This is a genomic window from Planotetraspora thailandica (assembly GCF_016863335.1).
Lineage (GTDB): Bacteria > Actinomycetota > Actinomycetes > Streptosporangiales > Streptosporangiaceae > Planotetraspora > Planotetraspora thailandica.
On record NZ_BOOR01000045.1, the window covers coordinates 55,855 to 76,287 of the forward strand.

A 20,433-nucleotide genomic window follows, 5' to 3' on the forward strand; every position below is an offset into this window, starting at 1 on the left:
TTGGGATACAACCACCCCCCCTTCCGCGTGATCACACCCCCCCTTGGGCGTGATCATGCAGAAGTTCGGTGACGGCCGCGCCGACCTGCGGCGACGTATGTCGTGATCATGCAGAAGTTCGGGCGTCGCCCCGTTGACGTGCGGGAATCTCTTTCGTGATCATGCACTGTCAGCCCGCGAGCACGCCCAGCAGATGGGTGACCTCACGAGCCACGGCCTCACGGCCGGCCCGGACATAGGTGCGGGGGTCGACCACCGATGGATGCTCCGCCAGCTGGCCGCGGATCGCCTCGGTGAACGCCTTGTTCAGGTGCGTGGCGATGTTGATCTTCTTCATGCCGTGCCGTACGGCTGAGCGGATCGTGTCGTCGGGCACGCCGGAGGAGCCGTGCAACACCAGGGGCACGGGCACCGCGGCGGCCAGCTCGGCGATGAGGTCCAGGTCGAGCACGGCGTCCTTGGTGGTCATCGCGTGCGAGCTGCCGACGGCCACGGCGAGGGCGTCGACGCCCGTGCGCGCCACATAGTCGGCGGCCTCGTGCGGCTTGGTGCGCACGCCCGGCGCGTGCACGCCGTCCTTGCCGCCGACCTCGCCGAGCTCGGCCTCCACCCACACACCGCGGTCGTGGCACCACGTGGCGACGTCCGCGGTCGCCGCCACGTTGGCCGCGTCGTCGAGCGCGGAGGCGTCGAACATGACCGATCCGAGCCCGAGCACGACGGCCTCCTCGACCAGCGCGCGGTCGGTGGCGTGGTCCAGATGCACGGCGACCGGCACGTCGGCCGCCCGGGCGGCAACGAGGCACGCCACCGCGATCGGGGCGAGGGCGCCGTGGTAGCGCACGGCGTTCTCGCTGATCTGCAGCACGACGGGCGCGCCCGCGGCATGAGCGCCCGCAATGATCGCCTCGGCGTGTTCGAGCTGGATGACGTTGAAGGCGCCGACGCCCGCGGGTGCCGCGCGGACGATTTCACCGATCCCGACGAGGGGCATGGCAGGGGCTCCTGATTCAGAGGGGGGTCAGGCGATCGGCTCGACGATGATCGCGGAACGCAGGGAGTCGTAGACGCCGGGATCGAAGTCGCCGGCCACGGGGGCGGCCACCGCGGCCGAGCCCAGGGCGGTCGCACGGCGCAGCCGGTCGGGCCACGGAGTGCCCTCCACCAGGCCGAGCGCGAGCCCGGCGACGAGCGCGTCCCCGGCGCCGGTGGGGTTGCCCACGACGTCATGGGGCACGCGCGCCCGCCACGCGCCGCCGGAGGTCACGGCGAGCGATCCCTCGGCGCCGAGGGACACCACGACCGCCTGGGCTCCCGCTTCGCGCAGCAGCTCCGCCTGCTCGTGCCGGGAGGAAAGGTGCGCCACCGCACGGGCGAGTTCGGCCGCGTTGGGTTTGACGATCGCGGGACGCCCGCTCAGGGCATGGCGCAGGAACGGGCCGTCGGCGTCCACGATCGCGGGCACGCCGCGGTCGGCCGCCACCGTTGCCAGCGTCGCGTAGAAGTCGACGGGCGTGCCGGGGGGAAGGCTCCCGGACAGCACGACCGCATCCGCCCGGCCGAGCAGGCTGCGGAAATGCGCCGTGAAGCGGCCCAGGTCGTCACCGGTGACCTCCGGGCCGGGCTCGTTGAAAAGAGTGTGGCCTCCGGGCTCGGAGACGACGAGCGTGGTGCGCGACTCCGCGCCGACGGGCGTGAAGTCGGCGGGCACACCCGCCTGGGAGAGATCGGTGAGGACGGCCTCACCCGTCCTTCCTCCGGCGAGGCCGGTCGTGAGCACGTCGTGGCCGAGGGCGGCGAGCACGCGGGCGACGTTGACGCCCTTGCCGCCCGCACGGCGGTGTACGGCGCGGACCCGGTTGACCCCGCCCCATTCGGTGTCGCCGACCAGGTAGGTCACGTCGAGGGCCAGGTTCAGGGTGACGGTGAGGATCATGAGGCGCGCGTGGGCACGGATACCTCCGGAGGAAGGAGGACGGTTTGTTTCTGCATATTTCATAGCATTAATGCGCAGATTTGTGCAGATGTCATGTCTGGAAGAGATCCACTAGGGTGTGCGCAGGCAGGGCCGTAGCGCAGAGGTCGTCGTGCCCGACTGCTCATCGGGGAGACGCCGGTTCGAATCCGGCCGGCCCTGCCGTCTTTTCCCCGAGACGTGAAAGATCGCTAGGCTTCCGCCCGGCGGGCCGTAGCGCAGAGGTCGTCGCGCCCTTTTCTCAAAAGGGAGGACGCCGGTTCGAATCCGGTCGGCCTCGCCGCCCATTCGTGAGGAGAGCCGATGGCGTCGTTCACCCCGGATGCGGACGGGGTCGCGGACGCCCTCGCCGAGCCGGACATCGAGACCTGCCTGCGGGTGCTCGGCCAGGCGCGCGCGGCCGACCCCGCCGACCCTCGCTGGGCGGACGTGCGTGAGGCCGCGGCGCGGCTCTACCACGCGGGCAAGAAGGCGCGGAAGGTGGCGAGACACGCCGAACGCCGGCGGCGCGACCTGGAGGCCATGGCCGCGTCCGAGCGCTTCGCGCAGCAGGACCCCGCCCCCGAGCCCGAGTCTCCTGAGCGGCCCCCGGCGAGCCTGCGGCCGCTGGCGGGCACCCGCCGGTGCTACGTGTGCAAGACCCTGTACGGCCAGGTCCACTCCGTCTACCACCTGATGTGTCCGGGATGCGCGCAGGAGAGCCTGCTCCGCCGCGACGCCCGATGCGACCTGGGCGGCAGGACGGCCCTCGTGACCGGAGGCCGCATCAAAATCGGCCTTCATGTCGCACTGAAGATGTTGCGCGACGGCGCCGAGGTGCTTGTCACCACCCGGTTCCCCCGCGACGCCGCCCGGCGCTTCGCCGCCGTGTCCGACTCCGCGCTCTGGCTCGACCGGCTGCACCTGCACGGCGTCGACCTGCTCGACGTCGCGGGCGTGGCCGGCCTGCTGGAGTCGGCACACCGGCGTTTCGCGCACCTCGACATCCTGGTCAACAACGCGGCGCAGACGATCAGGCGTCCGCCGGCCTACCACCACGAGGTGCGCGCCGCCGAGGGCGAGCCGCTGACCGGGGCCGCGGCGCGGATCCCCATCACGGCTCCCGCGACGAGCCCCGCGCTCGTCGGGATGCTCGCGCTGCCCGAACCGCCCACGGACGAGGGCGACCGGTCGCTCTTCCCCGCCGGCCGTACGGATGAGACCGGCCAGCCGCTCGACCTGCGCGCGCGCAACAGCTGGAGCCTTCGCCTGCACGAGGTCGACCCCGCCGAGTGGATGGAGGTGCAGGTGGTCAACGCCTTCGCGCCCTTCCTGCTCACCTCGCGGCTGCGCCGCCTGATGGAGGCCTCGCCGTTTCCGGACCGCTACGTCGTGCAGGTCTCGGCCATGGAGGGCAGCTTCTCGCGGGTCAACAAGACCGTCAGGCACCCGCACACCAACATGGCGAAGGCGTCGCTGAACATGCTGACCCGTACGGCGGCCGCCGACTACGCCGCCTCGGGCATCCACATGACCAGCGTGGACACCGGCTGGGTGACCGACGAACGGCCCCATCCGGACAAGACGGCGCAGCGGGAGTCGGGATTCCGGCCGCCGCTCGACGTCGTCGACGGCGCCGCGCGCGTCTACGACCCCATCGTCCGGGGCGTCGGCGGCGAGCGGATGTCCGGGTTGTTCCTGAAGGACTTCCGACCGGTGGAGTGGTGATGACCCAGCCGACACCCGTGCGCTGCCCCGCGATCGAGCATCCAGATGTACCGCTCGCCGATCCCGAGGCGCTCGGCCCACTCCTGGCCAGGCTCGCCGCCGCCGACCCGGTCGAGGCCGACGAGACGTTCCCGGTGGGAACCGTACGGCAGGACGGGCGGGTCGACCTGTGCAAACAGGGGCTCGGCCTGGCCGGCGCTGCCCGGCTGCTGCCCGTGGCGACGGCCTCGCCGCACGCGGTTCACCTGCTGCTCGGCACCAACGCCGTCGGCTCGGAAGGCGCCCGGATGATCGCCGGCGCACTCGGCCCCGGGCACGGCCTGCGCACGCTGTACCTGGGCTGCAACCGCATCGACGCCGACGGAGCCGCCGCGCTTGCCGACCGGCTGGCCGCCGACGACACCGTGCGCGCGTTGTGGCTCAAGCGCAACCCGATCGGCGACGCGGGAGCCCGGGCGCTGGCCGCCATGGTGCGCCGCAACACCTCCCTGCGCACGCTCGATCTGGTGAACACCGGTCTCACCACCGAAGGGCTGCGGGCGCTGCTCGACGCCCTCGCCGCCAGGCCGAGGCCGGTCGAGCGCCTCTACCTCGGCGGCAACGGGCTCGACGCGGAGGCGGCGCCCCTGCTGGCCGCGCTGATCCGCGACGCCGGCGTGCGCGAGCTCTACCTGCCTGCCAACCACCTCGGCGACGAGGGCGCCGCGGTGCTCGCCGCCGCCTCCGACCCCGCCCGGCCCGTACGGCTCGGCCTCGGCGGCAACGGGATCGGCCCGGCCGGAGCGCGGGCGCTGGCCGGCGCCCTGGCCGGCATCGAGACGCTCGACCTCGGGAGGCCGCCGTCGGAGCGCAGCCTCGGCGCGCCCGCCAACGCCACCGGCGACGAAGGGGCGCGGGCCCTGGCCGAGGCCCTCGGCGGCAGCCCGCTGCGCCGCCTGGAGTTGCGCCACACGGGCGTCACCGGGCGGGGCGCCAAGACGCTGCTGGCGGGCATCGCGGGTGGCACCCGGCTGGAATACCTCGGACTCGGTCCCGGCGTGCCTCGCAAGGTGAAGCGCTCCATCGCGCCGCTGCTCCGCCCTGCCGCGGGCGGCCACCCCGACGTACTCGCGATCGGAAGCGTCTACCGATGACGAGGACCAAACGCGGCACGACGTCGTTCGACGGAGAGGAGGCGGCCGCCTGGCAGCGGGTCCGGCGTTACGCGGTGCCGCGCTGGATGATCGAGCAGGCGACCGAGCGCCGCCTGGCCGGGGACTGGCGGGGCGCCTGCTCGGCGGCCGGCGTCGACGTCGCCTTCGATCCCGCCGCCGTCGCGAAGCGATACGGCGGCTCCGTCGCGGCCGAGGTCGAAGACGACCTCACGTATTTCGCGCCCGACCTGCTGCGCTGGCATCTGCCCCGGACGACTCCGTGGAACGGGACGCTCGCCGTCGGCCGGATCGTGGTTCTGGCGGAGTACCGGGCGAGGTCCCTCGGCTGGGGTCCCTCCCTGTTCGTCACGACGCCCCCGGTGGTCGAGGGAACGCAGCGGCTCACCCTGCACCTCGGGCTGGCGGATGCGAAGGACGAGCGAGACGCCGGCCGGTGGCGGGACGGGCGCGCCTGGCTGACGTCGCGCGACCTGTGGGACGTGCGGCGCGCCGGAGATCTGCGACTGCGCGCCGGCGGAGGTGAGAGGGTCCCGTTCTTCACCAGGGACGGACGACCGCTCGCCGAGGATGAACTGCCCGCGGCCGACCCCGGTCGTGACCACCCCGTCGCGCACACCGAATGGGTCTCACTGCTGCACGAGCGCGGCGAGGTCGAGGCGGCCTTGGCGGCCGTCGGTATCCAGCTCGACCTGCGAGAACCGGTCGTGCGCGGCTGGGGGTGGGGCGGCCTGACGCGACGGCTGGAGACGCTGCCGCTGAACCTGGCCGGGATCGAGCGGGAGACGGCCCGATTGGCCGACGAGACGGGCGAGCGGCGTTTCGAGATCGTCTACGGTTACGGCTCGAGGGTGGCGCTGGACCGCGCCCCCGATGAGGGAGCTCCGCGCGTCAGCACCGCCCAGGCAGGTGGGATCGTCCGGCTCCCCGACCTGTGCTGGCGCCGTCTACCCGACCTCGACCTGATGCGGCGCGGCCGCATCACCGCCGACCGCCTCCACCCTCTGGTCAGAACGGCGCTCTTCCCCGACCTGGCACCCGGCGAGGGCCCGGCCGGACCGCCCGATCCCGAGCCTCCCGCCCCCGTGCGCGTCCGGTGCCGGGGCGAATGGCACCTGGTGTCGTCGGGCGGAGGAGTGCTTCGCATGCCCCACAGTGACGAGGAGCGGCGGCGGGAACGGGCGATGCGGGCCTTCGGCGGCGCCGTCGCGGGCTGCTTCGCCGTACGGGAGGCGTGGACGTCCGGGCGGGGGTGGCTGCCCAAGGACCTGCGCCGCCAGCGGCGCGACCTGTTCAGGCGGGTCCAGTACGGCGACACCCCAGGGGTGCTGTGCCTGCTGGACGCCGGGGCGGATCCCCGGGTGCGCGACGGCGACCTGCGCACGCTGCTGCACGGGCTGGCCTCGCTCGACCACGAGCTGCTGCTGCCGCGTCTGCTGGAGGCGGAGGTCGACCTGGAGGCCCGCGACGACCACGGACGGACCCCGCTGATGGCGGCCGTCTACGGGCACGGGAAGGAATCTCTCGTGCGCGCGCTGCTCGCCGCCGGCGCACGCACCGACGTGGTGGACGAGGCGGGCTGGTCCCTGAGCGACGTGATCCGGTGGGCGCGCCGAAGAGACCTGCGTTTTCTGCGCGACCAGGTCGACCGTGAGCATCCCGGCATAGGTCGCCCGCATCTGGTGAAGGACGACGAGGACTGATGGACATCGCAGACGCACCGCCGAGCCCGCTCGCGGCGGCCGACGACCTCAACCGCCGGGCCCGGCTCTCGCGCACCGAGCCGGGCGGCAACCCCCAACTGGAGGCGCTGGCGCTGGCGGTGTCGGCCAACCAGCCCGTGCTGCTGTGGGGAGAGCCCGGCATCGGGAAGTCGGCGGGGCTGGAACGGCTCGCCTCCGGGCTCGGCGTCCCGCTGGAGACGGTCATCGCCAGCGTGCACGAGCCGTCCGACTTCGCCGGGCTGCCCATCGTCGGCGACGACCCGGCCACGACCGGCGTGCCGATGGCCCCGCCCGACTGGGCCGTGCGGCTGGTGCGGGCCGGGCGGGGCCTGGTGTTCTTCGACGAGTTGTCCTCCGCCCCGCCGGCTGTGCAGGCGGCGCTCCTGCGCGTCGTCCTGGAACGGCGAGTGGGCAGCCTCGTCCTGCCCGAGCAGGTGCGGATCGTCGCGGCGGCCAACCCGCCGTCGAGCGCCGCGGACGGCTGGCACCTGAGCCCGCCGCTGGCCAACCGGTTCGTCCACCTGCGATGGACCCACGACCCGCGCACGGTCGCACGCGGCATGGCGGGCGTCTGGCCGCACGTGCCGATCCCCGTCGTCGAACCGGCGAGGGTCAACGGCGCGCTCGCCCGGGCACGCGGCGCGATCTCCGGCTTCCTCACCGCGCGCCCCGGCCTGGTGCACCTCATGCCCGACGACGCCGAAGGCCGGGGCGGCGCCTGGCCGTCGCCGCGTACCTGGGAGATGGCCCTGCGGTTGCTCGCGGTCGCCCACGCGTGCGGCGCGGGGAAGGAGGCGGTCGCGACCGCGCTGGTCGGAGCGATCGGCGAGGGCGCCGGCATCGAGCTGCTGTCCTATCTCGAGCACCTCGACCTGCCCGACCCCGACCGGGTGCTGGCCAACCCGGAGGCCTTCAACCTGCCCGACCGCGGCGACCGGCAGTTGGCGTTCCTCACCGCCGTCGTGTCCGCCGTGCAGGCCGACCTCACCCAGCCCAGGTGGGAGGCCGGGTGGGCGGTGCTGGCCAAGGCGGTCGAGGCGGGCGTGCCCGACGTCGCCGCCCGCGCGGCCGTCGACCTCGCGGCGTTGCGCGACACCGACTGGCCCGTGCCAAGCGGTATCGACGCCTTCGTCGACCTGCTCCAGCTCTCGGGCGCGCTGGCGTCGGATGGCTGACGACGATTCCGGGCTCGACCGGGTCAAGCTGCTGGCCGCCCGCTACCGCGCGGTGCTCGACCGCCCCTACCTCGCCTCCGGCCTGTACGCGTTGACGATCGTGCCGAGCCGGGCCGTGCCGGCGATGGGTGTCGACCGGAGGTGGCGCTGCTACGTCTCGCCCGCCTTCGTCGACGCGACCCCGGTGGAGGAACTGGCCGGCGTCTGGATCCATGAGGTGGCACATCTCCTGCGCGACCACCACGGCCGGGCCGATCGGCTGCCCGCCGCAGCCCACCGCGATCGCCTGCGCGTCAACGTCGCCCAGGACTGCGAGATCAACGACGACCTGCTCGCCGACGGCTTGGCGCTGCCCCCAGGCCGGATGGAGCCGGGCGCGTTCGGCCTGCCGCCCGGCCTGCTGTTCGAGGCGTACCTGCCGCAGATTCCGCCCCTGCCGCATGCGCACGACTGCGGGTCCGGCGCCCACGGAAGGCCCTCGCCCTGGGAGCCTGCCGACTCCGCCGGCGGCGTCGGCCCGGTGGAGGCCGATGCGCTCCGCCGTACGACCGCGCAGGCGATGCGGGCTCACCTGCGCGGTCGCGGCGACCTCCCCGGAGGGTGGCGGCGATGGGCGGACCAGGTCCTCGAACCGGTCGTGAACTGGCGCAGGATGCTGGCGGGCGCGGTCAGGGAGGCGGTGGCCTGGGCCGGGGGCGCGGTCGACTACACCTACCGCAGGCCGTCGCGCCGCACACCCGCCCTGCGCGGGGTCGTGCTGCCGAGCCTGCGCCGGCCGCTGCCCCGTGTGGCCGTCGTGGTCGACACCTCCGGGTCGATGCGAGAGGACGACCTGGCGGCGGCGATGGCGGAGGTCACCGGAGTGCTGCGCGAGGTCGGCATCCGGGGCAACCGGGTCACGGTGCTCGCGTGCGACGCCGACGTGCACGCCGTGTCCCGGGTGACCGACGCCGCCCAGGTCACGTTGTCCGGCGGAGGCGGCACCGACATGCGCGCCGGCATCGCGGCCGCGCTCGCGGCGCGCGACCGGCCCAGCGTGGTGATCGTGCTCACCGACGGCCACACCCCCTGGCCCGGCGAGCCGCCGTCGTGCCGGGTGATCTGCGTCCTGATCGGCGCGGGCCACACCGGGCCTCCCGACCCGCCCGCGTGGGCGGAGACCGTACGCGTGCCGGCCGCGTGACCCGTCAGGACTCGTCGGCGGGGAAGTCGGCCGACCTGCTGACCTCGGCCCATTTCTCGGCCTCCGCCGCGCGCACCCGGGACGCCTCCGCGGCCATCTCGACCGCACGCGCGCCGAGCAGGAGGCGCAGGGGCGGCTCGTCCAGACGCACGACGTCGAGGATGATCCTGGCCGCCCTGGCGGGGTCGCCCGGCCACTCGTGCGCGGTCGACGCGCGGTAGCGGTTCATCGCGCCGATCGTCTCCTCGTAGTCCGCGCTCACCGGTGGGGTCTGCATGGACGAGCCGGCCCAGTCGGTGCGGAAGGCGCCCGGCTCGATGATGGTGACCTTGACCCCGAACGGCTTCACCTCGTTGCTGAGGACCTCGGAGAAGCCTTCGACCCCCCACTTGGCGGTCTGGTACGCGCCCATGCCCGGCGTGCCGCCCACGCGTCCGCCGATGGAGGAGAACTGGATGAAGTGGCCCGAGCGCTGTCCGCGCAGCACGGGCAGGGCGGCCTTGGTGACGTTGACCACGCCGAACAGGTTCGTCTCGATCTGCGCGCGGAAGTCGTCGTCGGTGAAGTCCTCGATGGAGGTGCTGCCGGCGTAGCCGGCGTTGTTCACGACGACGTCGAGTGCGCCGAACGTGTCCACCGCCGTCGCCACGGCGGCGCGGGCGGCCGCCGCGTCGGTGACGTCGAGGGCGACCGCGCGTACGGCCTGGCCGTACTTGTGCACGAGCTCGTCGAGCTCCTCGGGGCGGCGCGCGGTGGCGACCACCTGGTCCCCGTCGTCGAGCGCGGCCTTGGCGAGCTCCCATCCGAACCCACGGGAGCTGCCGGTGATGAGCCATGTCCTGGCCATGGGTGGTTCCTGCCTTCCAGCAACTAACTGACTAGTTGGATGTATTGCAGGAAACACCCTTGCTGCGATGTCTGTCAACTGACTGGTTAGTTGTCTGGGTGTAGGCTTCCCCGCATGGCGCGTGATGCTGAGCGGACCAAGAAGCGGCTGCTGGAGGCGGCGGCGGCGGAGTTCGCCGCGCTCGGCATCGCCGGAGCCCGGGTGGACCGCATCGCTCATTCGGCAGGATGCAACAAGGCGATGATCTACGCCTACTTCGGCAACAAGGACCAGCTGTTCGACGCCGTCTTCACGCAGCTGGTCGCCGCGACGGTCGAGCGGGCGCCGTTCGACGCCGCCGACCTCGCGGCCTACGCCGGGAGACTGTTCGACCGTTACGAGGCCGACCCCGCGACCGTGCGCCTGTCCACCTGGTATCGGCTGGAGCGGCCGCAGGGGGTCTCGCTGCAGGCGGTCGTGGCCTCCAACAAGAGCAAGCTCGAAAAGATCGAACGCGCCCAGCGGGAGGGCCTCGTGCCCGCGCATTATGCGCCCGTCGAGCTCCTGACTCTGGTCATCGCGACCGCCGGGGCATGGGCGTCGGTGAACCCCGAGCTCGGGTCGGACGCTCCCGCCGACCGCGAGCGCCGCAGGGTCGTCGTCGTCGACGCCGTACGGCGACTGCTCGGCACTCCGGAGGACCCGGGGCCGACGTGACGTGCGGAACCCGTCGTCGTGAAGTGCGGGAGTGCGCGGCCCGGCTCGGTCCCGGGCCGCGCCGTACGCCCCGATGAGCGCGTGTGGCTCCCGCGGTCAGCCGGGCAGGATCACCGACCGGGTGAGGTGCAGCGGGCGGTCGGGGTCGAGCCCGGCGGCCCGGGCCCGCGCGACGGCCAGGCGCTGGATCCTGATCAGCTCGGCCATGGGGTCGAGCGTGCTCTCCAGGAGGGAGCCGCCCGTGGCCTCGACCTGCTCGCGCAGCCCGTCGGGAGCCGTGCCCAGCATCCAGGTGACGCGGCCGGGCCCGGCGATGGCGATGGGGCCGTGGCGATATTCCATCGCCAGGTAGGCCTCCGTCCACGCCCGCGCCGCCTCCCGCATCTTCAGCGCGGCCTCCCGTGCCAGGCCGTACGACCAGCCGGAACCGAGGAAGGAGAACTGCTCGGCGGCGACCAGTTCGGCGGGCAGCGGTTCGGCGAGCGCCTGCTCGGCGTCGGCGACCGCCGAGGTCAGGTCCTCCCCGAGATGCGTGCGCAGCAGGGCCAGCTGCGTGGTCGCGAACCGGGTCTGCACCACCGACCGCTCGTCGGCGAAGTCGAGCGCCACGATCTCGTCGGCGAGCTCCGACACCGGCGTCGCCGGATCGGCCGTGACGGCGGTGGTCCGCACGGAGCCGGAGGCTCTGGCGCGCCGCAGCACGTCGAGAACCTCGGTGGTCGTTCCTGACCTGGTCAGCGCCAGGATCCGGTCATAGGTGCGGCCGAGGGGGGTCTCCGACGCGGGGAAGGCGTCGGTCTCGCCGTGGCCCGCGCGCTCACGCAGCGCCGCGTAGCTTTGGGCCACGAACCACGAGGTGCCGCAGCCGATGACCGCGACGCGCTCGCCGGGGGAGGGCAGGGCGTGGGTGGGGATGGCGGCGACCTTGCGCCAGCAGTCCGGCTGGGAGGCGATCTCTGCCTCGGTGTGGGTGGTCATGCCGGCCTCCAGGAGAGTTCGTTTATGCATATTTCATAGCATTATTGAACATATATGTGCAGAGTCGGGGTCGGTCTTCCACCTGTGCCAGGCTGGTGCCCGGTGGCGGACGGCCCGAGCGGACGGGCGAGCGGACAAGGTGAGGGTGCGTGAGCAGGTACGAGCGGTGGAACGCGATCCTCGAGCTCCTCGCCGCAGAAGGGCGGTTGTCGGTCGAGCAGGCCGCCCAGTCGCTGGAAGTCTCCACGGCGACGATCAGGCGCGACTTCGACCAGCTGGCCCAGCAGCAGCTGCTCATGCGCACGCGCGGCGGCGCGGTCACCCAGAGCGTCAGCTACGACTTGCCCTTGCGCTACAAGACGGCCCGGCATGCGGGGGAGAAGCAGCGCATCGCCGCGGCGGCGGCCCAGCTGGTCGAGCAGGGCACGGTGGTCGGCATGAACGGCGGCACGACCACCTCGGAGGTCGCGCGGGCGCTGGCCACGGTGGCCGAGCCGGAGATCGGGTTCACCATCGTCACCAACGCCCTGAACATCGCGGCGGAACTCACCGTGCGCCAGCACGTGAAGATCGTGGTCACGGGAGGCGTCGCCCGTCCCCAGTCGTACGAGCTGATCGGCCCGCTCGCGTCCGGCGTGCTGGAACAGATCGGCATCGACATCGCCTTCCTGGGCGTGGACGCGCTCGACGTGGAGGCGGGGGCCACGGCCCACCACGAAGGTGAGGCGAGCGTGAACAGTCTGCTCATCGGGAGGGCCGCGCGTGTGGTGGTGGTCGCCGACTCGTCCAAGGTCGGCCGCAGGGCCTTCGCCCGCATCTGCCCGATCGGCGAGATCGACACGCTCGTCACCGACGACGGCCTGCCCGACGAGGAGGCCGCCCGTCTCACCGAGGCCGGCGTCACAGTGATCCGCGCCTGAGCCCCTCATTGGGTGTGATCGCCAAGCACTTGCCGTGATCATGCAGAAGTTCGCCTGCAGGCCGTGTGACCAGCCCAAGCACTTGCCGTGATCATGCAGAAGTTCGCCTGCAGGCCGTGTGACCAGCCCAAGCGCCTGTCGTGATCATGCAGAAGTTCGGTGGTATGCCCCTTGACCAGTGTGTACGCATTTCGTGATCATGCAGATCCGTATCCGGCTCCAGGGAGGCCGGCATGACCGGTTCGGGCCTGAGCGGCACCGGCGGTCGTATGCGGCCGTGTGTGCCGAATGCGCCGGCGACCACAGCCGCCCCGCGGTCGCCGGCTGTGGTCGCCGTCCATTGACACACTCTGACGAATACGCTTATTTGATCAAGTGTCCCAAATGCGGGTTGAGTCGGTGAAGAGCGAAACGTCGATCGAGGATTGGCGGCACGTCCACAATGTGATCGTCCCGCCGGCCGCGCTGACCCTCGACGAGGTGCGCGAACGCGTCCGGCGAAATCGGCTGGAGGTGGCCTATCTCGGGGACGTCGTCGTCGGCTGCACAACTGTGCGGCCCCCGGAGGGGGACGCCGACACGGTCACCCTGATCGTCCGCGTGTTGCCCGAGCACCGGCGGCGCGGATTCGGGACCGCGCTCTTTTCCCGGGCGTTGAAACAGGCGTGGACGCTCGGTGCGGGCCGGATCGAGACCGTCATCTGGGGGTCGAACCTGGACGGGCTGCATTTCGCGCGCACGAACGGGTTCGTCGAGGAATCGAGCTACCTCCCGCCAGGTGAGCAGGTTCCGTTCCTGACCTGGCGGCTGGCGTGACCGGAACGCCGCGAACCATCGGGCCGATCGGCGGATCCGGTCAGGCGCTCTGAGGCAGGATGATCACCTTGCCGGTGAATCCCCCTGCCTCGGCGTAACGCAGGGCGGCCGCCGCGTCGGCCAGGGGAAACGTGCGGGCTACCTGGGCGGTGATGTCGCCCGAGGCCAGCAGCGCGAAGACCTGTTCGAGGTCGGCGCGCAGCTCCGCCCGGTAGCGGTCGAGACGGCGGGCCCTGCCGGCCCACAGGTTGAAGAACGACGCACCGCGCCCGTTGGGCAGCAGGTTCCAGATCCACAGCCGGGCCACCAGCTTGAGCACCGTCACGAACCCGTTGCCCGGCCGGTCGCGCGTCGAGGCGCTGCCGTACGAGACGAGCGTCCCGCCGCGCGCGAGCATGTGCCAGGAATCGGTGATGCCCGGGCCGCCGACGTGGTCGAAGACGGCCGCCACGCCGTCCGGGGCGAGCTCGCGTACGCGGGCGGGCACGTCGTCGTGATAGTCGACCGGGATCGCCCCGAGCTCGCGAATCCGGTCGTGGCTGCGCGGGGAGGCCGTCCCGATCACCCGGATCCCGGCGTGCCGGGCCAGCTGCACGAGTGTGGACCCCACCCCGCCGCTCGCCCCGAGCACGACGATCGTGTCTCCCGCCCGTACGCGTGCCGAGCGGAACAGCATGCGCCACGCGGTCACCCCGTTGACCACGACCGTCTCGGCCGCGGCGGCGTCCACCCCGTCGGGCACGGGCACCAGGTCGGCCACGTCGAGGATGACGCGGTCGGCCCACCCGCCGATCTTCGTCAGCGCCGCCACTCGCCGCCCCACCTGGACGGGAGATCCCGCGGCGTCCCCGCCGAGCGCCTCCACGACGCCGACCAGGTCGTATCCGGGTACGAACGGGAACGCGGGCTGGTCGTAGTACTTGCCCCGGCGCATCTGCTGCTCGGCGAACGAGACGCCGCTCGCCTCCACCCTGACCAGCGCCTGACCAGGCCCCGGATCGGGGAGCTCCCTCGTGTGCAGCCGGAGCGTTTCCGGCTCGCCGACCGCGGCCAGCACCACTTCCGTCGCCAACATGCGCCGCCTCCTTCGTTATAGCCTCTCGAATAAGTTAGAGCATATAACTAGTAGAGTACGCTCTAACGCAACGAAGAGAAAGGGGCCTCGATGGAGGAGCGGCGGCAGGCCGCGGGCTCAGGACTGCGCGGCCGGTACCGGGCGCAGGTCCGGGACGAGATCAAGCAGGTGGCCCTGAATCAGCTGGCCGAGGGCGGCCCGCAGGCGCTGTCGCTCAACGCCGTGGCCAAGACCCTCGGCGTGTCAGGGCCGGCGCTGTACCGCTACTTCGGCAGTCGCGACAGTCTGCTGACCGACCTCGTCGTGGACGCCTACCACGATCTCGCGGCGGCGCTCGAGGCCGCCGTCGCCAAGGAGGAGGCCGGTCCCGCGGAGCGACTGCTTGCGCTCGGGTACGCCTATCGCGCCTGGGCCGTGGGGGAGCCCCACCGCTACCGGCTGCTGTTCCGGGCTCCGCTGCACGGATATGACGCGCACAGCGACCCGCTGGTGCAGGCGTCCCGGCTCGCGATGGGCGTCGCGGTCGACGTGCTCACCGGCCTCGGCGACTCCGGCGAGTCCCCGGCGTCGACGGCGACGCGCGCGACGACGTTGTGGGCGCGGCTGCACGGCCTGGTCAGCCTGGAGATCGAGGGCAACTTCGCGTCCATGGGCCTGGACCCCACACCGCTGTACGACGCGGAGATCGGCGCCCTCATCGAGGAGGGCCGGAGATAGACCTCCGTACGGCTATCGCCCCGCCTCGTGCGCGTCGACGAGGCTTTTGGGCGCGGTCAGGCACCATGCTTCGGTGACGAGCTCGAACAGCTCCTCCCGGTCGATCCTCGCCAGATGCACGACGACCCAGCCGAACCGGCCCGCCGTGAACTGCACCTCGAACACCTCGGGGCGCTCTGCCACCAGCGCCATCTGCTCTTCGATGGTCGCCTTGAGCCCCACGGTCTCCGTGCGGTCCCACAGGTAGCCGAACCCCTTGCCGCGGACCTTCAGCGCGATCCAGCTGTCGCTGGGGCTCTGCTCGACCTCCGGCAGCTCGCCCAGCATCTCGATGAACTCGTCGACGGTCACACCCATGGCACAGGTCTATCAGCCGCCGCCGACAATTCTTCAGGACCGCGCGAATGTGCATGATCACGAGACGCGTTCGGGCAGGTCAGAGTTGCTCTCGCCGAACTTCTGCATGATCACGATTGGTGTCTGGGCAGGTCAGGGCGGGTCTCGCCGAACTTCTGCATGATCACACCCACTTTTCCTCTCATGGCTTTTCGGCGTGGCCGCCGAATTCGCTGCGCATCGCGGACAGGGCGGCATCCGTGAAGCGGCCGAGCCCGCGTGACTCGAACCGTTCGATGAGGGCCGCAGAGATGACCGGAGCGGGCACACCCTCGTCGATCGCGGCGTCCACCGTCCAGCGGCCCTCGCCCGAGTCGGAGACGCGCCCCTCGAAGCCGTCGAGCTGGGGAGATCGCGCGAGCGCGTCCGCCAGCAGGTCGACGAGCCATGACGAGACGACCGAGCCGCGGCGCCAGACCTCCGCCACCTCGGCGACGTCGATGTCGTACTGGTAGGCCTCGGGATCGCGCAGCGGCGCCGTCTCGGCGTCGATCTCACGGCCCTCCTTGCCGACGTCGGCATGGCGGATGATCGACAACCCCTCGGCGATCGCGCCCATCATGCCGTACTCGACGCCGTTGTGGACCATCTTCACGAAGTGCCCAGCGCCGCTGGGACCGCAGTGGAGGTACCCCTCCTGCGCCGTGCCGTCCGCCCGTGCCCTGCTCGGCGTGGGCTCGACGTCACCTGTTCCCGGCGCGATCGTACGGAAGATCGGGTCGAGCCGCTCCACCGCGGACTCCTCCCCGCCGATCATGAGGCAGTACCCGCGGTCGAGACCCCAGACGCCGCCCGACGTGCCGCAGTCCACGTAGTGGATTCCCCGCGCGGCGAGCCGTTTGGCCCTCACGATGTCGTCGCGGTAGTAGGAGTTGCCGCCGTCGATGACGACGTCGTCCTCGCCGATCAGCTCCGCGAGGTTGCCGAGCATCGGCTCCACGACGGCCGCGGGCAGCATGAGCCAGATCGCCCGCGGCCGTTCCAGTGCCGCCGTGAACTCTTCCAGGGAGGCCGCTCCCGTCGCGCCCTCGTCCGCGAGCTCGCGGACGGCCGCCTCGTTCACGTCATAGACGACGCAGCGGTGGCCGTCGCGCATGAGCCGGCGGACGAGGTTGGCACCCATCCGCCCCAGCCCGATCATGCCGAGCTGCATGGGCCTGTCGGTCGCCATCGCTCCTCCCGTTCCGCTCGGGTCTGCGCCCGAGCCCAGGCGGGCTCTACTTGAGCCTTCGATAACGGCGGATCAGCGCGTTGGTCGAGGAGTCGTGCGTGAGTTCGGGCTCCTCAGCGCTCTCCAGCTCGGGGGCGATCTGCCCCGCGAGCACCTTGCCGAGCTCCACGCCCCACTGGTCGAAGGAGTCGATGCCCCAGATCGTCCCCTGGACGAAGACGATGTGCTCGTAGAGCGCGACGAGCGCTCCGAGCAGTTGCGGGGTGAGCCGCTCGGCGAGCAGCACGTTCGTGGGCCGGTTGCCCGTCATGACGCGGTGCGGCACGACCTCGGAGGCGGTGCCCTCGGCCCTGACCTCGTCCTCGGTCTTGCCGAAGGCGAGCGCCTGCGCCTGCGCGAACACGTTGGCCATCAGCAGGTCGTGGTGGTCGCGCAGCGGGTTGAGGCTCTTGCCGAAACCGATGAGATCGACCGGGATCAGCCGCGTCCCCTGGTGGAGGAGCTGGTAGAAGCTGTGCTGGCCGTTCGTCCCGGGCTCGCCCCAGTAGACGGGGGCGGTGTCGTAGTCGACCGCCTCGCCGTCGGCGGTGACGTGCTTGCCGTTCGACTCCATCGTCAGCTGCTGCAGGTAGGCGGGGAAACGCTTCAGATACTGCTCGTACGGCATGACGCCGATGCTCTGCACCCCGAAGAAGTTCACGTACCAGACGGAGAGCAGCCCCATGATCACCGGGAGGTTGGCCTCCAGCGGTGCGGTGCGGAAGTGCTCGTCCATCTCGTGGAAGCCCGCCAGCATCTCGGCGAAGTGCTCCGGCCCGATGGCGATCATCGTGGAGAGCCCGATGGCCGAGTCCATCGAGTAGCGCCCGCCGACCCAGTCCCAGAAGCCGAACATGTTGGCCGTGTCGATGCCGAAGGCGGCGACCCGCTCGGCGTTGGTCGAGACCGCGACGAAGTGACGGGCGACCGCCTCCTCGCTGCCGAGCTGCCCGACGACCCAGTCACGGGCGGAGTGCGCGTTCGTCAGCGTCTCCAGCGTGCCGAAGGTCTTGGAGGAGACGACGAAGAGCGTCTCGTCGGCGTACAGGTCGTGCGTCGCCTCGGCGAAGTCGGTCGAGTCGACGTTGGACACGAACCGGAAGGTCAGGTCGCGCTTGGTGTAGTGGCGCAGCGCCTCGTAGGCCATGACGGGGCCGAGGTCGGAGCCGCCGATGCCGATGTTGACGATGTTCCTGATCGGCTTGCCGGTGTGGCCCTTCCACTCGCCGGACCGCACGCGCCGGGCGAAGTCGGCCATCCGGTCCAGCACCTCGTGCACGTCGGCGACGACGTCGGCGCCGCCGACCACGAGGGAGGAGCCCTTCGGCTGACGCAACGCCACGTGGAGAACCGACCTGCCCTCGGAGGTGTTGATCGGCTCGCCGCGGAACATCATGTCCCTGCGCTGCTCCAGCTCCGATTCGCGCGCCAGGTCGTTCAGCAGGCGCAGCGTCTCGCCGGTCACGCGGTTCTTCGAATAGTCGAGGTACAGTCCGGCCGCCTCGGCGGTCAGGCGCTCGCCTCTGCCGGGGTCCTCCGCGAACAGCTCACGCAAGTGGCGACCGCCGATCTCGGCGTGATGCCGCTCGAGTGCCTTCCAGGAGGCGCGGTCGCGGAGCGGGATGGTCGGCATCGGTGTTTCCTCCGGTCAATGGCGAAACGGTTCACATGTGCTCAGGATGCAATCCTTCCCCATGCGCCCCGTGTGCCGTTCACGCGGGATGCCCGTCACGTCTCACTCCTCGCGTTCGGCGGCGACGAGCTCCCTGGCGAGCCCCGCCACACGCTCGGGAGTGAAGCCGAATTTCGTGAGGAGCTGTTTGAGCGGGGCCGACGCCCCGAAGGTGTGCATCCCGACGACGACGCCCCTGTCGCCGACGAAGCGGTCCCATCCGAGCGTGGAGGCCTGCTCGATCGCCACCCTGGCCCGCACGTGCGGTGGGAGCACCATCTCGCGGTACTCCAGAGGCTGGCGGTCGAACAACTCCCAGCAGGGCATGCTGACCACGCGGGCGCCGATGCCCTCGTCGGCCAGCCGTTCCCGGGCCGACAGCGCGATGCCCACTTCGGAGCCGGTGGCGAGCAGCAGCACGTCGGGCTCTCCCGAGGGCGCCTCCGCCAGCACGTAGGCCCCCTTCGCGACACCGGCGGCTGAGCCGTACCGGGACCGGTCGAGCGTGGGCAGAGGCTGCCTGGACAGCACGAGCGCCGCGGGCTCCCTGCGCAGCGGGGCCACGGCCCGCCACGCCTCGACGACCTCGTTGGCGTCGGCGGGCCGGAAGACCAGCAGGCCCGGCGTCGCGCGCAGCGAGGCGAGTTGCTCGACCGGCTGGTGCGTCGGCCCGTCCTCGCCGACGCCGATCGAGTCGTGCGTGAAGATGTGCAGCACCGGGATCTCCATCAGGGCCGACAACCGGATCGCCCCGCGCGCGTAGTCGGAGAAGATCAGGAACCCCGACCAGAACGGCCGCAGCTTGGTCAGGGCCATGCCGTTCACGGCCGCGGCGGCGGCGTGCTCCCTGACGCCGAAGTGGAGGTTGCGCCCCGACGGATCGTCGGCCTGGAAGTCGCCCGCCCCCGCGAAGGTCAGCCGTGTCTTGGTCGAGGGGGACAGGTCGGCCGAGCCGCCGAGCAGCCACGGCACGGCCTGGGCGAGCGCGTTGAGCACCTGGCCGGAGGAGTCGCGGGTGGCGAGCCCCTTCGGGTCGGGCGGGAAGACGGGCAGCGCGTCCTCCCACCCGTCGGGCAGCTCCCGGCGCTGGATCCGCTCCAGCTCGTCGGCGAGGCCGGGGTAGGCGTCCCTGTAGGCCTTGAAGCTCAGCTCCCAGTCGGCCCTGTGGTGGGCGCCGCGCTCGCCGATTCCCCTGGCGAAATGCTCGTAGACCTCCGGGGGGACGTGGAAGCCGACGTCCTCCGGCAGGCCGAAGAAGCGTTTGGCGGCCCTGACCCCGTCGGTGCCGAGCGGCTCGCCGTGGGCCTTCGGGGTGTCCTCGACGGGGGAGCCGTAGCCGATGTGGCTGTGCACCACCACGAGGGTCGGGCGTTCGTGCTCGGCCCGGAACGTGTGCAGCGCCCGGCCGACCTGGCCGAGGTCGTTGGCGTCGGCCACGGTCGTGACGTTCCAGCCGTAGGCGAGGAACCGGGCGGCGACGTCCTCGGTGAAGGTGATGCCGGTGCGGCCCTCGATGGTCACCCGGTTGGAGTCGTAGATCCAGCACAGGTTGTGCAGGCCCAGATGGCCCGCGAGCGATGCGGCCTCCGACGAGACGCCCTCCATCATGCAGCCGTCGCCGGCCAGCGCGTACACGTCGAAGTCGAACAGGGGGAAGCCCTCCTTGTTGTACCGGGCGCCCAGCCACCGCCCCGCGATCGCCATGCCGACCGAGGTGGCCACGCCCTGGCCGAGCGGGCCGGTGGTGGTCTCGACGCCGCTGGTGAGGCGATACTCCGGGTGCCCCGGGCAGTGCGAACCGAGCTGGCGGAAGGTCTTGAGGTCGTCCAGGGTCACGGCCGGCCGGCCGAGGATCTCGTAGTCGGGGTCGACGGCGCGCACGCCGCTCAGGTGCATCAGCGACCACAGCAGAGCCGAGGCGTGTCCCTCGGACAGCACAAAACGATCACGGCCCGGCCAGATCGGATCGGCCGGGTCGAATCTCAGGAAACGCTGCCACAACGTGTACGCCACGGGCGCGATGCTGAGCGGGGTGCCGGGATGGCCGGAGTTGGCGGCCTGGACCGCGTCCATGCACAACCCGCGGATGGTGTTGATGGACAGCGTGTCGATATCGGTCATGATCGGCGTGGCTCCCCTCGATGCCGGGGCCCGGCGACAGACGCTCTCCACCCTGCGCGCACGCAAGGGC

The 20,433-nt window shown here is 71.6% G+C and carries 18 protein-coding genes and 2 tRNA genes; 11 read left to right on the forward strand and 9 right to left on the reverse strand.

Going from position 1 to position 20,433, the window contains the following annotated elements:
- Positions 1-169 precede the first annotated feature (169 nt).
- Positions 170-994 carry a class II fructose-bisphosphate aldolase gene (locus tag Pth03_RS27265; protein ID WP_203947254.1) on the reverse strand — a complete coding sequence of 275 codons (825 nt, stop codon included), beginning with the start codon at positions 992-994 and terminating at the stop codon, positions 170-172.
- Between the two features lie 27 nt (positions 995-1,021).
- Positions 1,022-1,936, reverse strand: a complete 915-nt coding sequence (locus Pth03_RS27270) for a 1-phosphofructokinase family hexose kinase (protein ID WP_203947255.1) — start codon at positions 1,934-1,936, stop codon at positions 1,022-1,024.
- A gap of 128 nt (positions 1,937-2,064) precedes the next feature.
- Between Pth03_RS27270 and Pth03_RS27275 the strand changes: the two genes are divergently transcribed.
- The 7 genes from Pth03_RS27275 to Pth03_RS27305 all read left to right on the forward strand — a co-directional run bounded on the left by Pth03_RS27275 (position 2,065) and on the right by Pth03_RS27305 (position 8,915).
- Positions 2,065-2,137 (forward strand) — tRNA-Ser (locus Pth03_RS27275).
- A gap of 46 nt (positions 2,138-2,183) precedes the next feature.
- Positions 2,184-2,255 (forward strand) — tRNA-Glu (locus Pth03_RS27280).
- Between the two features lie 23 nt (positions 2,256-2,278).
- Positions 2,279-3,682 carry an SDR family NAD(P)-dependent oxidoreductase gene (locus tag Pth03_RS27285; protein WP_203947256.1) on the forward strand — a complete coding sequence of 468 codons (1,404 nt, stop codon included), beginning with the start codon at positions 2,279-2,281 and terminating at the stop codon, positions 3,680-3,682.
- Positions 3,682-4,815 carry a leucine-rich repeat domain-containing protein gene (locus Pth03_RS27290; protein WP_203947257.1) on the forward strand — a complete coding sequence of 378 codons (1,134 nt, stop codon included), beginning with the start codon at positions 3,682-3,684 and terminating at the stop codon, positions 4,813-4,815. The genes Pth03_RS27285 and Pth03_RS27290 overlap by 1 nt, the downstream gene beginning before the upstream one ends.
- Positions 4,812-6,536 (forward strand): ankyrin repeat domain-containing protein, encoded by a 1,725-nt coding sequence (locus Pth03_RS27295; RefSeq protein WP_203947258.1) that lies wholly within the window; start codon positions 4,812-4,814, stop codon positions 6,534-6,536. Before Pth03_RS27290 ends, Pth03_RS27295 begins: the two co-directional genes overlap by 4 nt.
- The gene (locus tag Pth03_RS27300; RefSeq protein ID WP_203947259.1) at positions 6,536-7,732 is read left to right on the forward strand and encodes an AAA family ATPase; all 1,197 of its coding nucleotides are present in this window, start codon (positions 6,536-6,538) and stop codon (positions 7,730-7,732) included. Before Pth03_RS27295 ends, Pth03_RS27300 begins: the two co-directional genes overlap by 1 nt.
- On the forward strand, positions 7,725-8,915 hold the full coding sequence (locus Pth03_RS27305) for a vWA domain-containing protein (RefSeq protein WP_203947260.1): 1,191 nt from the start codon (positions 7,725-7,727) through the stop codon (positions 8,913-8,915). Before Pth03_RS27300 ends, Pth03_RS27305 begins: the two co-directional genes overlap by 8 nt.
- Before the next feature lie 4 nt (positions 8,916-8,919).
- On the opposite strand, the gene Pth03_RS27310 is transcribed toward Pth03_RS27305, so the two are convergent.
- A complete protein-coding gene (locus Pth03_RS27310; protein ID WP_203947261.1) occupies positions 8,920-9,762 on the reverse strand; it encodes an oxidoreductase in 843 nt (280 codons plus the stop codon).
- Positions 9,763-9,876: 114 nt separating this feature from the next.
- Between Pth03_RS27310 and Pth03_RS27315 the strand changes: the two genes are divergently transcribed.
- Positions 9,877-10,458, forward strand: coding sequence for a TetR/AcrR family transcriptional regulator (locus tag Pth03_RS27315; RefSeq protein WP_203947262.1), 582 nt, complete (start codon positions 9,877-9,879; stop codon positions 10,456-10,458).
- A 96-nt stretch (positions 10,459-10,554) separates the two neighbouring features.
- Here the strand turns inward: Pth03_RS27315 and Pth03_RS27320 are convergent, their stop codons facing one another.
- The gene (locus Pth03_RS27320; protein WP_203947263.1) at positions 10,555-11,436 is read right to left on the reverse strand and encodes an SIS domain-containing protein; all 882 of its coding nucleotides are present in this window, start codon (positions 11,434-11,436) and stop codon (positions 10,555-10,557) included.
- 149 nt (positions 11,437-11,585) lie between these two features.
- On the opposite strand from Pth03_RS27320, the gene Pth03_RS27325 reads away from it, so the two are divergent.
- A complete protein-coding gene (locus Pth03_RS27325) occupies positions 11,586-12,356 on the forward strand; it encodes a DeoR/GlpR family DNA-binding transcription regulator (RefSeq protein ID WP_203947264.1) in 771 nt (256 codons plus the stop codon).
- A 399-nt stretch (positions 12,357-12,755) separates the two neighbouring features.
- A complete protein-coding gene (locus Pth03_RS27330) occupies positions 12,756-13,172 on the forward strand; it encodes a GNAT family N-acetyltransferase (protein ID WP_203947265.1) in 417 nt (138 codons plus the stop codon).
- A gap of 40 nt (positions 13,173-13,212) precedes the next feature.
- Here Pth03_RS27330 and Pth03_RS27335 read toward each other — a convergent pair whose 3' ends face one another.
- The gene (locus tag Pth03_RS27335) at positions 13,213-14,247 is read right to left on the reverse strand and encodes a medium chain dehydrogenase/reductase family protein (RefSeq protein WP_203947266.1); all 1,035 of its coding nucleotides are present in this window, start codon (positions 14,245-14,247) and stop codon (positions 13,213-13,215) included.
- Between the two features lie 90 nt (positions 14,248-14,337).
- Here Pth03_RS27335 and Pth03_RS27340 point away from each other — a divergent pair, with 90 nt between their 5' ends.
- Positions 14,338-14,964 carry a TetR/AcrR family transcriptional regulator gene (locus Pth03_RS27340; protein ID WP_203947267.1) on the forward strand — a complete coding sequence of 209 codons (627 nt, stop codon included), beginning with the start codon at positions 14,338-14,340 and terminating at the stop codon, positions 14,962-14,964.
- Between the two features lie 12 nt (positions 14,965-14,976).
- Here the strand turns inward: Pth03_RS27340 and Pth03_RS27345 are convergent, their stop codons facing one another.
- The 4 genes from Pth03_RS27345 to tkt all read right to left on the reverse strand — a co-directional run bounded on the left by Pth03_RS27345 (position 14,977) and on the right by tkt (position 20,363).
- A complete protein-coding gene (locus Pth03_RS27345) occupies positions 14,977-15,321 on the reverse strand; it encodes an MmcQ/YjbR family DNA-binding protein (protein WP_203947268.1) in 345 nt (114 codons plus the stop codon).
- Between the two features lie 181 nt (positions 15,322-15,502).
- The gene (gnd, locus tag Pth03_RS27350) at positions 15,503-16,531 is read right to left on the reverse strand and encodes a phosphogluconate dehydrogenase (NAD(+)-dependent, decarboxylating) (protein ID WP_239119404.1); all 1,029 of its coding nucleotides are present in this window, start codon (positions 16,529-16,531) and stop codon (positions 15,503-15,505) included.
- 46 nt (positions 16,532-16,577) lie between these two features.
- A complete protein-coding gene (pgi, locus tag Pth03_RS27355; protein ID WP_203947269.1) occupies positions 16,578-18,203 on the reverse strand; it encodes a glucose-6-phosphate isomerase in 1,626 nt (541 codons plus the stop codon).
- 102 nt (positions 18,204-18,305) lie between these two features.
- On the reverse strand, positions 18,306-20,363 hold the full coding sequence (tkt, locus tag Pth03_RS27360) for a transketolase (RefSeq protein ID WP_239119405.1): 2,058 nt from the start codon (positions 20,361-20,363) through the stop codon (positions 18,306-18,308).
- Positions 20,364-20,433: the final 70 nt, after the last annotated feature.